The following is a 12,590-nucleotide window of genomic DNA, read 5'->3' on the forward strand; positions in this document are numbered from 1 at the left end:
CGCTGCTTGGTGTCGGCGGCGGCGATTTCCTGCTGCAGCTCGGCCGTCAGCTTGCCTTGCTGCGAAATGGATTCCAGGATGGCGCCGCGGCGGTGGAACTGCTGGATGACGGCGCCACCGTGCCCTTCATCGCCCGGTACCGCAAGGAAGCGACCGGCGGCCTGGACGACACCGTGCTGCGCAACCTGGAAGTCCGCCTGGGCTACCTGCGCGAGCTCGAAGACCGCCGCGGCGCCATCCTGGAATCCATTTCGCAGCAAGGCAAGCTGACGGCCGAGCTGCAGCAGGAAATCGCCGCCGCCGACACCAAGCAGCGCCTGGAAGACCTGTACGCGCCGTACAAGCCGAAGCGCCGCACGCGCGCCCAGATCGCCCGCGAAGCCGGCCTCGAGCCGCTGGCCGATGCCATCCTGGCCGATCTCGCCTGCGATCCCGCCGCCCTGGCCGCGCAATACCTGAATCCCGAAGCCGCCATCAACGACGCCAAGGCGGCGCTCGATGGCGCGCGCGACATCCTTGCCGAACGCTACGCCGAAAACGCCGACCTGCTGGCCGACATGCGCGAGCACCTGTGGTCCACGGGCCTCGTGTACTCGAAGATGATCGAGGGCAAGGAAACCGAAGGCGCCAACTTCCGCGACTGGTTCGACTTCAACGAGCCGCTGCGCACCCTGCCCTCGCACCGCATTCTGGCGCTGCTGCGCGGCCGCCAGCAAGGCGTGCTCGAGCTGCGGCTTGGCCTGGAAGCCGACCTCGAAGCCCAGACCCCGCATCCGTGCGTGGCCCGCATCGCCAACTTCCTGAAGCTTGGCAACGGCCTCTTCGCGCTGGACGCCACGCCGCGCGCGCGCTGGCTTGGCGAAGTCTGCCGCTGGACCTGGCGCGTCAAGCTCCTGACCGCCTTCGAAAGCGAACTGATCGGCCGCCTGCGCGAAAGCGGCGAAACCGAGGCCATCCGCGTGTTCGCAGCCAACCTGAAAGACCTGCTGCTGGCCGCGCCGGCCGGTCCGAAGGCCGTGCTCGGCCTGGATCCCGGCATCCGCACGGGCTGCAAGGTCGCCGTCATCGACAAGACCGGCAAGGTCGTCGACACCACCACCGTGTACCCGTTTGAACCGCGCCGCGACCGCGAAGGCACGATCAACACGCTGGCCGCGCTGGTGGCGCGCCACAGCGTGGACCTGATCGCCATCGGCAACGGCACGGCCTCGCGCGAAAGCGAAAAGCTCGTGGGCGACATGATGGAGCGTTTCCCCGACCTGAAGGTCACCCGCGTCGTCGTTTCCGAAGCCGGCGCATCGGTGTATTCGGCCTCCGAAACCGCCGCCCTGGAATTCCCCGACCTCGACGTGACGCTGCGCGGCGCGGTGTCCATTGCGCGCCGCCTGCAGGACCCGCTGGCCGAACTGGTCAAGATCGACCCCAAGGCCATCGGCGTGGGCCAGTACCAGCACGACGTCAACCAGCGCGAACTGGCGCGCTCGCTGGACGCCGTGGTCGAAGACTGCGTGAACGCGGTGGGCGTGGACGTGAACACGGCTTCGGCCGCGCTGCTGGCCCGCGTGTCCGGCCTGAACTCGCTGCTGGCCAAGAACATCGTCTCTTTCCGCGACGAAAACGGCGCCTTCCCCACGCGCGACATCCTGCGCAAGGTGCCTCGCTTTGGCGACAAGGCATTCGAACAGGCTGCCGGGTTCCTGCGTATCCCCAATGGTGACAACCCGCTGGACGCCTCGTCTGTCCACCCCGAAGCCTACCCGGTGGTCGAGCGCATCGTCGCCAAGATCAAGACCGAGGTGAAGCAGATCATCGGCCAGCGCGAAGCCCTGAAGGGCGTGTCGCCGTCGGATTTCACCGACGAGCGCTTCGGCCTGCCGACCGTCAAGGACATCTTCGCCGAACTCGAAAAGCCCGGCCGCGATCCGCGCCCGGAGTTCAAGACGGCGCAGTTCAAGGAAGGCGTGGAAACGCTGAACGACCTGTATCCGGGCATGGTGCTGGAAGGCGTGGTGACCAACGTGGCCAACTTCGGCGCGTTCGTCGACATCGGCGTGCACCAGGACGGCCTCGTTCACATTTCGGCGCTGGCCGAGAAGTTCGTGAAGGATCCGCGCGACGTGGTGCGCGTGGGCCAGACGGTCAGCGTCAAGGTGTTGGAAGTGGACGCCGCGCGCAAGCGCGTGGCGCTCACCATGCGCCTGAACGACACGGCCGCGCCGGCCCGCCGCAGCGCCGATGCGCCCAAGGGCGGCGACCGTCCGCGCCGTCAAGGCGATGGCGGCCGCAACGCAGCTGGCGGCGGCGCCGCGGCGTCGATGAACAGCGCCATGGCGGACGCGTTCGCCAAGCTCAAGCGCTGATCCGCTGATCCCTCCGGATCCTCTGCATTACCCAGATCCCGGCGCCCAGGCGCCGGGATTTTCTTTGCGCGGCCCCGTTTCAGCCGCGTTGCCGCAGCCTAGGGCTTACCCGTAGAACGCCCGCTTTCGTTGCGTTCCCTCAATTCGAAATCGCAGAAATAAGTGAAAATATCCAATTGTGTCTAAATAATAAATTCGCGCCGAAGACGGTTAAAAACCCAGGGCGATCACCGGCGACACAAACCCACGGCCAGGCGAGCTTCTGCGCGTAACGTCAGTCGGGGTGCAGCATCAGAACAAGAGCGCGCCCCCCGATAGCCCGGAGATCCGTCCGCCATGCTCAGCACCATCACCCTCGCTGCCAATGAAACCGCCACGATCACCGACAAGGACGCCACGGCAAGCGGCATCTATGGCGACGTGACGTTGGGTCAGTATTCGCATCTGATCGTCGACGGCACCGAGGTCACCTTCAAGCACATCACGCTGGAGCGCCTGGGTGGCCGGATCATCGAATTGCGCAATGGCGCCCAACTGCACGTGGGCGCGCTGGGATTCGCCAGCATGGGCGCCAGCATCATCTACCGCATCGGCATCGGATGCGTGATCACCTACGATGCCAGCCAATGGGATCCCGAGGTCGTGGCCAACACCACGTTCGACTTCGCCAGCGAGGGCAGCGGCACGCTGAAGTACTTCCCGTTCATCAACCCGGAATGGCTGGACTGTCCCAACGTCACGGGCTATTCGGACGGCGACCAGCTTGAAATCGCGGGGCAACGCCGCGTGCAGCGCTTTCAGGTGCGCGACGGGCGCATCGTCACCAGCGCACGCCTGAACTGAATGCAAAACGGCGCGGATTGCCCGCGCCGTCTTCGTCCATCGGTTGCCGGCCGCTGGCTACTGATTATTCCTGCGCCAGCGACAGCAGCGCTTCACGCGTGCGCGCGATGCCTGCAGCGGGTTCGCCCCGCACGCCGTCGGGCGCGGAGGCAACCGTCACGCCGTCGATCACCACCGCATAGCCCTGGGCATTGGCCTGCAGGACGCTGTCCGCGGACTCGGACTGCAGGCGGCGCATCAGCGCGCCCGCTTCCTTGGGATCGGCAAAGCGCTGAGACAGCAGCAGTTCCTCGCCGTCGGCCGCCAGCAGGCGGAAGCGGAAGCCCCCATCCTCGTCGCGGAAGCTGACGAAACGCGCGCCCTTGGATTTTTCCTTCTTGCCCTGGGCGCCCTTGCCCGCCGTGGCGGCGGCGCCCAGATTGCGCAGGCCCACGGCCTCGCGCAGTTCCTGCATGAACGGCACGGCAAGCTTGCGCGCCTTGGCCGCGCCAGCCTGCAGGATGTCTTCGATGCGGCCCGGATTGGCCATCAGGTCGACGTACTTTTCGCGCATCGGGGCCAGCAGGTTTTCCAGGTGTTCGAACAGCGCCTGCTTGGCATCGCCCCAGCCCATGCCGGCCTCGAGCTGCTGGCGGAACGCCGCCGATTGCTCGGACGTGGCGAATGCGCGATACAGCGTGTACAGATGGGAGGATTCAGCGTCCTTGGGTTCGCCGGGCTCGCGCGAATCGGTCACGATGCGCATCACCGACGCGCGCAATGCGCTCTTGCCGCCTTCAAAGAGCGGAATGGTGTTGTTGTAGCTCTTGGACATCTTGCGGCCGTCCAGCCCCGGCAGCGTGGCCACGTCTTCTTCGATGACCACTTCCGGCAGCGCGAAGTAGTCGCGCCCGTACAGGTGGTTGAAGCGCTGCGCGATATCGCGGGCCATTTCCAGATGCTGGATCTGGTCGCGCCCCACCGGCACCTTGTTGGCGTTGAACATGACAATGTCCGCGGCCATCAGGATCGGGTACGAGAACAGCCCCATGGTGATGCCGTCGTCCGGATCCACGTTCTTGGCCACGTTCTGGTCCACCGAGGCCTTGTAGGCGTGCGCCCGGTTCATCAGGCCCTTGGCGGTCACGCAGGTCAGCAGCCAGCTCAGTTCGGGGATCTCGGGGATGTCCGACTGGCGGTAGAACGTCACGCGCTCGGGGTCCAGGCCCACCGCCAGCCACGTGGCGGCAATTTCCAGACGCGAGCGCGCCACGCGCGCCGGGTCGTCGCACTTGATCAGCGCGTGGTAGTCCGCCAGAAAGAAGAATGCGTCCACGCCGGGCTGCGTGCTGGCCTGCACTGCCGGACGGATCGCGCCCGCGTAGTTGCCGAGATGGGGAGTTCCAGTCGTGGTGATGCCGGTAAGGACGCGGGTGTTCATGAGGCGAGAAGGCGGTTGCTAGGGGAAGCCGTCAGTGTAACGTGCCGCCGAGCGGCCCTGCCTGGGAAAGCCCCGGGGACCCGCGTTTACAGCACAGCCAGCACGGGCGCCGCCAGCGCGCACAATCCGCCTGCGGTCAGCGCGGCGCGCGGCCGGAAGGTCAGGAACCAGATCAGCAGCAGACCGGCAATGCTGAGGATGCCGATCCATTCGACCGTGCCGTAACTCCAGCCCCAGACCGCCGCCGACGCCCACAGCGACAGCGCCAGCGACGCCCAGCCGAACAGCCGCAGCGGCAGCCGGTGGCGGCGCGGCAAGGCGCGGTCGAACAGGTCTTCGTAGTGACGGTCCATGCCCAGGCAAAGGGCGGAAAACCCTGCATAGGCCAGGCAGAAGGCGGCAAGCGTCATGGCGTATCACCTCGCGGTTCAAAAGCGGTCCGGTGCACGGCGGCCGGGACGGCAGGCTCGTGGGCAGCGGCGGTTGCTGGGGTGGGGGCAGTGGCGGCGACGGCGGCCTTGACCGCCTCGTTGCGCGCGGCGCGCGGCTTGCCAGCCGTTCCGGCGGGCGCCCTGCGGGCGCGGGCGGCCTTGACCGCCATCCAGGCAAAGAACAGGGCGCTGGCCAGGCACGTCAGGTCAAAGCCCGCCATCACCCAGTCGCCCTGCGGCAAGGAAACGCCCAGGTGCCGGTCGGTGGTCAGCGCATTGACCACGGGCACCAGCGCCAGCGCGGCGGCGGCGATGCCCAGCAGGTCCTGCCATTTGCGCCGCTGGAACAGAAACGCGTAGGCCAGCGACAGACCCCACGCGATGAAGAAGGCGCGCACTTCCCAGACCTGGCGGCCGGGCATGTCGGCGGGCAACAACCGGTTGGCCAGGAACAACGCGGCCACGCCGAACACGACGCCCGCGATGGTGCCGGCGTTCAGGCCATCCACCAGACGCAGCGAAAAGGCCTCACGTGTGTCGCCCGGCCGCGCCTTCTGGCGGCGCTTGGCAATCCACAGCACGAGGCCCGTGGCCACCATGGCCGTGCCGGCCAGGCTGACGATGAAATAGAACCAGCGCAGCAGCGGTTCGGCAAACAAGCCCAGGTGCAGGCCAGTGATGACGCCCGTGGTCACGACCGTGGCGCTGTGATCGTCCTCGGATTCCTGCAGCGCGCCCGTCACGCCGTCAAAGCGCATGAAGGGCGCGAGCAGGCCATACGACACGCCATCGCCCACATTGCGCAGGAGCGTGATGGTGGCGCCCGCATCGCCGGGATTGTTGACAGTCACCCGCCCAAGCCGGCCCTGCCAATGCTGCTGCGCCTGCTCCACCAGCGGCGCGATATCGACCAGCGGCGCCGGCTGATTCAGCGGCGGCGTGATCTTGTTGGCCTTGAAGACCTCGCTCGTGAATTGGCGCGGATTGTCGTAGACGGCCTGGATGCCCGCCGGCATCAGCATCACCATGAACAGCACCAGACCACTGAAGGTGATCATCAGGTGGAACGGCAGGCCCAGCACCGACAGCACGTTGTGGCCGTCCATCCAGGCGCGCTGGCCGCCCTTGCCGGGCCGGAAGGTGAAGAAGTCCGCGAATATCTTCTTGTGCGTGATGATGCCGCTGATGATTGCCACCAGCATGAACATGCCCGCGATGCTGGCCAGCCACCTTCCCCAGGGGAACGCGGTCTCCAGTTCGAAATGGAACCGGTAGAAGAAGTCGCCGCCGCGCGTCTGGCGCGCCGTCACGGGCTCGCCGGTGGCCGCATCCAGCTTGACGCGCACGAAGCCGCGTTCGCCCGGCTTGGGCTTGGGCACCTGGTACAGCAACTGGATAAGGGGCTCGCGGTCCGAGGGCGGCGCAATGAACCAGCGCTTGGCGTCGGGCGCGTGTTCCGCCAGATAGCGCTGCGCCGTGGCGACGGCCTGGACCGCCGGCGCCGGCTGCACCTGGATCTCGGGTTGCATCCAGCGTGTGATCTCGGGCCGGAAGAAGGCCAGCGAGCCGGTCAGGAACATGGCGAACAGCACCCAGCCAAAGATCAGGCCGGCCCACGTGTGCAGCCACGACATGGACTGGCGCAGCCCCTCTTCGCCGGGATGCTTGTGCTTGGCCGCCTTCATGCCGCCACCAGCCGATGCGCCAGGAACAATCCGCCCAGCAACGCGGCGGGGCCCAGGATGCCGGCCCAGGCGCGCCAGGCGTTGCGCGTGGCGAACACCCAGATCACGCCGCAAGCGTAGACCACGAAGGACAGCATCTGCGCCGCGGTCACGGCGTCGGCGCGACCCATGGGTAGCCAGACCGCCAGACAGGCAGCCGCCGCCGAAGCCAGGGCATAGCCGCCCAGGATGGCGGCCGTCGCGCGAGAGAAAACGGCCAATCTGTAGCGCATCATGCCTGCGCCGGCTGCGGGAGCTTTCACGGGAGTTCTAAGTAGTTGCGGGCCCGTGGCGGACCCGGGGAGGGGACGGGGTTTGCGAGCTTATCCGCCTTTCCCTGTATAAGGCCTGAATTATAACGATTCTCGTTAAGACAGGAGCGGCAGTCTCGGACCAAAAGAAAAGGCGGCTCGCCGGGGAGCCGCCTTTCCGACCTGTTTTACCAGCGATACCGCAAGCTTGCCTTGATGGAGCGCTGGTAGCCAAACCAGCACCAGGATTCGCCGGAGCACGACGCGATGTACTCCTTGTCGAACAGGTTCTGCACGTTCAGCGCGACCTGCATGCCCTTGAGCGCGGGGGATGCGCGGCCCAGGTCGTAGTCCAGCATCAGGTCCACCAGCGTGACCTTCGGCACCTTCAGCGTGTTCGCCTCGTTGGCATACGACGAACCGATATAGCGCACGCCGCCGCCAACGCCCAGGCCGGCCAGCGGCCCTTCCTGAAGCTGGTAGCGCGCCCACGCCGACGCCTGCTGCGACGGCAGCGCGGCAGGCGTCTTGCCGGTCAGATCGAAGCCCGCCGCATTCGGATAGGCCTTGGTGTACTCGTTGTTCATGACCGAGTACGCGGCAATCAGCGACAGACCGCGCATCGGCTCGGTCTTGGCTTCGAGTTCGATGCCCTGCGTGCGCAGCTCGCCCGCCTGGATCGAGCAACGGCCGCCGGCCGTGCCGCACACGTGCGTCGGATCCGGATCGGTGGTCGTCATGTTTTCGCGGCGGATGTCGAACGCCGCGAACGTCAGCAGCGTGGCCGAACCCGGCGGCTGGTACTTGATGCCCACTTCGTACTGCTTGCCCTCGATCGGCTTGAATGGCGTGTTGTTCCAGCCCGTGCCCGACTGCGGCTCGAAGGATTCCGAATAGCTGAAATACGGCGCGACACCGTTGTCGAAGTTGTAGATGGCGCCGAACCGGCCAGAGAAGGCTTCCGCGTTCAGCTTCGACGGGGTGACGCGGCCGGAAGCGATTGCGGTCGTTTCACCCACATTGCGCGACCAGTCATAGCGCCCGCCCAGCAGAAACGACAGGCGGTCGATCTTGATCTGGTCCTGGAAGTACACGCCCGTCTGATACTGCGTGGTGGTCGCGTCGCTGGAGAACGCCGGCACGGGAATGTTCTGGAAGTTGTCGGGGTTCTTCACGTACAGCGCGGGCGCGGAGCCAAAGCCCGACAGCGTGTCGGTCTTGACATGCTGGTAGTCGAAGCCCACCAGCACGTTGTGGCCGATCTTGCCCGTGTTGAACCGCGCCTGCAGGTTGTTGTCGATCGTCAGCGCCCCGACATCCACGTCCGTCGCAATGGAGGCGCGCTGATGGTACAGGTAGGTGCGGTCCGTGTACCCATAGAAGTTGGTCATCGCCCCGTAGACGCTGCGGTACTTGGCGTCCGAATGCGTCCAGCGCAAGCTTTGCGACGCCTTGAAGGTGTCGTTGAAGCGATGGTCCAGGATGTAGCCCAGCGAATAGCTCTTGCGATCGCTCTTTTCGAAATTGGCGTCGCCGTCGTAGTAGTTGGCCGGCAGACGGAAGCCGTCCGGCGCGCGCAGCAGCGTGCGCATGGCCGGCACGGCGCCGTACGACCCCATGTCGGGATCGTGCTGGAAGTTGGTCAGGATGGTCAGAGACGTGTCCGCATTGGGCTTGTACGCGAACGCCGGCGACACGAAGTAGCGGCGCTCCTTCGTGTCCTGCACCTGGCCGTCGGACATATAGCCCGAGCCCACCAGGCGATACAGGTACTTGCCCTCTTCGTCGATGGGACCGCCGAAGTCGAAGTTGGCGCGGCGGAAGTCGTAGTTGCCGACCTGCAGCTCCACTTCGCGCAGCGACTCTTCCAGCGGGCGTTTGCTGACCTGGTTCACCACGCCGCCCGGGCCGCCCTGCCCGTACATCACCGACGCCGGCCCCTTCAGCACATCCACGCGTTCAAGGCGGAAGGCATCCACCTGCGGCAGCGCATCTCGGCCGCCGAACACACGCAACCCATCCAGGTACGTGGAGGCCGAGAATCCGCGCACGTTGAACTGATCCAGGCGGGTCGCCGTGGCGCCGCGCGACTCGGTGGCAACGCCCGCCGTGTAGCGCAGCACCTGATTCAGCGTCTGGGCGCCCTGCTCCGTGATCTGCTCGCGCGTGACCACGGACACCGACTGCGGCGTCTCGATCAGCGGGATATCGGTCTTGGTGGCGCTGGCGCTGGCGGTGGCCACGTAGCCGACCGTGGGCGCAAAGGCGCTCTCCGACATGCCCGTCACCGTCACCGGCGCGAGCGTGTGCGTGTCGCCCGTGGAGACCGGCGCGGGCGCCAGCGTCCAGGTGTTGCCCGACTGCGCGCGCGCGAGCAGGCCGCTGCCCGCCAGGATGCGCGAGAAGCCCGCGCCCACCGTATACGAACCGTTCAATCCTTCCGAGCGCCGGCCGCGCACCAGCGCTGGGTCGAACGACAGCACCACCCCGGCGCTTCGCGCAAACTGGGTCAGCGCGTCGGCCAGCGGTCCTGCGGGAATCTGGTAGCTGCGCTGGCCATTGGCGGTGGCCGAAGCGCCTGCCGCGGACGCCGGCTGCGCCCAGGCCGCCGGCGCACCGGCAAACAGCGCCCCAGCGCAGGTCGCGGCCAGCACGGCTTTGCGGCCGGCGGTCATCGGTGCGCGCAGGCGGGGGTGGATTGAAGCGGACACAAACATCTCCCTGTACGGTGGTTTCTTTCTGCTTTCCGTACGGGGATGCAAAACCTGCAATGCGCCGGCAAGAAAATTTGTAACTCAGGCGCCGCTGGGTCCGACCTGAAGCCAATATTGCGTGCGGCGCGTCACCGCGATCGGCAGCGTATGCTCCAGCGCCTTGAGCGCGCGCTCGGCGTCGTCCAGCGGAAACACGCCCGACAACCGCAACGACGCCACCGCGGGGTCAACGCGGATCACGCCCACCCGCTGGCGCGCCAGGTACTCGGCAAAATCGTCCAGCCGCCACTCCTTGGCCACGACCATCCCGTCCACCCATGCCAGGCGATCCGGGTCCGACGCACCGCGCCGCACCTCGCCGTCGCCGGCGTAGACAAGCCGTTCTCCGGCGCTGAGCTGCATCACCACCCCCTGGCGCAGCAGCGCAACGCTGCCTTCGTACACGCCCACGCGCGAACCCTCTGCCGTGCGCCGCAGGTCAAACCGCGCGCGTTCGGCGCGCAGCTCGCCATAACCGGTGTCGACGCGCAGCGCCTGCACGCCGGGGCGCGGCTCGGCCTGCACCAGCAGCTCGCCACGCAAGAGGTCGATGTCGCGCGTGCTTCCGCTGATGTTCACGCGCACCGCGGTATCGCTGTTCAGCGTGACACGCAGCCCGTCCGCCAGCGCCAGCGCACGGCGTTCGCCCACGCCGGTGCTGTAATCGGCGACCAGCCGTTGCCACGGCGCATGGCGGTAACCCGCCCACCCGGTGGCAGCGATGCCCGCGCCGGCCAGCAGGCTGCGCAGCGCGGCGCGCCGGCCGCGCGAGGCGGGCGCATTCAACGCGGTATGCGCCAATGCCGCGGGCACGCGGCGCGCATCGCGGCCGATGTCCTGCAGCCGGTCCCACGCCACGCGATGCGCCGGGTCCTGGGCCAGCCAGGCGTGACAGGACGCGCGCTCGGCCGCATCGTCGATCCCGGATTGCAGCCGCGCCCACCAGGTGATGGCCTCGCGCACGACCGCATCGGAGGGCCGCGCGTCCACGCGCGCTCCGTTCGCTGCGTCAGGCATGGATCGCCGCATAGCACGCGGACATCGCCCGCACCATGTATTGCTGCACCAAGCTCAGCGACACATCGAGGCGCTCGGCAATCTCCGGATACGTCAGGCCGTCCAGCTGCGACAGCAGAAAGGCCGCGCGGGCCTTGGGCGGCAGCCCGTCCAGCAGGCGGTCCAACTGCATCAGCGCCTGCAGTTGCTCGGCCTGCGCTTCGGGCGACGGCGCATAGGGTTCGGGAACGGTGGCCAGATAGGCCAGATACGCATGTTCCAGCGCGGCATGGCGCTGATGATCGACCACCAACCCTTTTGCAATGGTGGTGAGCAGCGCGCGCGCCTCGCTGGCGCGCACCTGCTTGCGACCCTGGATCACCCGGACAAAGACGTCCTGGGCCAGATCTTCCGCGCGGTGTTCGCAGCCCAGCTTACGGCGCAGCCACCCGAACAGCCACGGGCGATGATCGCGATACAGGCCATCGACAGGCGCGACCTGGGCGTCGACGCACGGGGCCGATGAGGAAAGCAAGGTGGAAGACACGGAATGAGACTGCGGCGCTGAACCAAAAGTCCCAAAATCTTAATTGATAATGACTTGCATTAACAATGATTGCGCCCCCCTGCTCACGAAATGAGGACCGGATGAGGCTTTACTACAACGTCACGGTCAGTCGGCGCTCGGATTCCAGGTATTCGCGCGACTGCATTTCCAGAATGCGCGACACCGTCCGGTGGAACTCGTTGGCCAGCGCGCCTTCCGTGTAGATCTCTTCGGGCTCGCACTCGGCCGACATGATGAGCTTGACGCGGTGGTCGTAGAACACGTCGATCAGCCAGGTGAAGCGGCGCGCCTCGGACGCCTGGCGCGGGCCCATGCGCGGCACGCCCGACAGGATCACGGCATGGAAGCGGTTGGCCAGCTCCAGGTAGTCGTTCTGCGAGCGCGGACCGCCGCACAGCGTGGCAAAGTCGAACCACACCACCGACCCGCCCAGCGCCAGCGCGCGGATCTCGCGATGCTCGATGTGCAGCACCGGGTCCTGCGGCGGCGTATCCGCCAGCGCATCGAAGGCCGACTGCAGCGCCTTCTGGGCGTTGTCGTCCAGCGGCGTGTGATAGCTCTGCACCTGTTCCAGCGAGCGGCGGCGATAGTCGATGCCCGCGTCCACGTTCATCACGTCCATGCGCGACTGGATCAGCGCGATGGCGGGCAGCACGCGATCGCGGTGCAGGCCGTCCGTGTACAGCGTGGACGGTTCGTAGTTGGACGTCATCACGAATGACGTGCCGTATTCGAACAGCTTGAGCAGCAGGCGATGAAGAATCATCGCGTCCGCCACGTCGGACACGTGGAATTCGTCAAAGCAGATCAGCCGGTAACGCTTGGCCACGCGCTTGGCGACCTCGTCCAGCGGATCCTGCATGCCCTTCACTTCCTCCAGTTCGCGGTGCACGCCGCGCATGAACTCGTGAAAGTGCAGGCGCGTCTTGCGCACGACGGGCACGGTGGCATAGAAGGCATCCATCAGGAAGCTCTTGCCGCGGCCCACGCCGCCCCAGAGGTACACGCCGCGCGGCACGTCGGGACGGTTCAGCAGCTTTTTCAGCGCGTTCGAGCGCATCGACTTGAACTTGACCCATTCGTCGTAATAGCGCTGCAAGCGGTCGATCGCCTTCTTCTGCGCGTCGTCGGGCTTGTAGCCGCGTTCGGCCAATGCGTGTTCGTAGTAGTCGCTGACGTTCATAGGGGAACCGGATCAGGCTGAAGGGAATAAAGAAAAGGGCGGGTCCTGGAACCCGCCCCCG

Annotated in this window: 10 protein-coding genes; 2 read left to right on the forward strand and 8 right to left on the reverse strand. The window is 66.6% G+C overall.

The genetic code is table 11. From position 1 onward, the window contains the following. Positions 1–29: 29 nt before the first annotated feature. The gene (gene tex, locus AC6LJW_RS23705; RefSeq protein ID WP_498088425.1) at positions 30–2,360 is read left to right on the forward strand and encodes an RNA-binding transcriptional accessory protein Tex; all 2,331 of its coding nucleotides are present in this window, start codon (positions 30–32) and stop codon (positions 2,358–2,360) included. A 336-nt stretch (positions 2,361–2,696) separates the two neighbouring features. Continuing rightward, complete coding sequence (locus AC6LJW_RS23710; RefSeq protein WP_498088409.1) at positions 2,697–3,203, forward strand: hypothetical protein; 507 nt, start codon at positions 2,697–2,699, stop codon at positions 3,201–3,203. A 64-nt stretch (positions 3,204–3,267) separates the two neighbouring features. Here the strand turns inward: AC6LJW_RS23710 and AC6LJW_RS23715 are convergent, their stop codons facing one another. The 8 genes from AC6LJW_RS23715 to zapE form a co-directional block, all read right to left on the reverse strand. Continuing rightward, entirely contained in the window at positions 3,268–4,623 is a 1,356-nt protein-coding gene (locus AC6LJW_RS23715; protein ID WP_056567775.1) for a tryptophan--tRNA ligase, read from the reverse strand. Between the two features lie 86 nt (positions 4,624–4,709). Next, the gene (locus tag AC6LJW_RS23720; RefSeq protein ID WP_056567777.1) at positions 4,710–5,033 is read right to left on the reverse strand and encodes a DUF3325 domain-containing protein; all 324 of its coding nucleotides are present in this window, start codon (positions 5,031–5,033) and stop codon (positions 4,710–4,712) included. Beyond that, the gene (locus AC6LJW_RS23725; protein WP_498088410.1) at positions 5,030–6,739 is read right to left on the reverse strand and encodes a PepSY-associated TM helix domain-containing protein; all 1,710 of its coding nucleotides are present in this window, start codon (positions 6,737–6,739) and stop codon (positions 5,030–5,032) included. The genes AC6LJW_RS23720 and AC6LJW_RS23725 overlap by 4 nt, the downstream gene beginning before the upstream one ends. Next, positions 6,736–7,041, reverse strand: coding sequence for a DUF3649 domain-containing protein (locus tag AC6LJW_RS23730; protein ID WP_156395225.1), 306 nt, complete (start codon positions 7,039–7,041; stop codon positions 6,736–6,738). The genes AC6LJW_RS23725 and AC6LJW_RS23730 overlap by 4 nt, the downstream gene beginning before the upstream one ends. Before the next feature lie 176 nt (positions 7,042–7,217). Then, on the reverse strand, positions 7,218–9,746 hold the full coding sequence (locus AC6LJW_RS23735; protein ID WP_498088411.1) for a TonB-dependent siderophore receptor: 2,529 nt from the start codon (positions 9,744–9,746) through the stop codon (positions 7,218–7,220). A 78-nt stretch (positions 9,747–9,824) separates the two neighbouring features. Then, the gene (locus AC6LJW_RS23740; RefSeq protein ID WP_498088412.1) at positions 9,825–10,799 is read right to left on the reverse strand and encodes a FecR domain-containing protein; all 975 of its coding nucleotides are present in this window, start codon (positions 10,797–10,799) and stop codon (positions 9,825–9,827) included. Next, positions 10,792–11,325: a sigma-70 family RNA polymerase sigma factor gene (locus AC6LJW_RS23745; RefSeq protein ID WP_498088413.1), complete on the reverse strand. Its 534-nt coding sequence runs from the start codon at positions 11,323–11,325 to the stop codon at positions 10,792–10,794. The genes AC6LJW_RS23740 and AC6LJW_RS23745 overlap by 8 nt, the downstream gene beginning before the upstream one ends. Before the next feature lie 112 nt (positions 11,326–11,437). Continuing rightward, positions 11,438–12,529, reverse strand: a complete 1,092-nt coding sequence (gene zapE / locus AC6LJW_RS23750; RefSeq protein ID WP_056567791.1) for a cell division protein ZapE — start codon at positions 12,527–12,529, stop codon at positions 11,438–11,440. Positions 12,530–12,590 lie beyond the last annotated feature (61 nt).

The organism is Achromobacter sp. 1012554356, assembly GCF_059760815.1.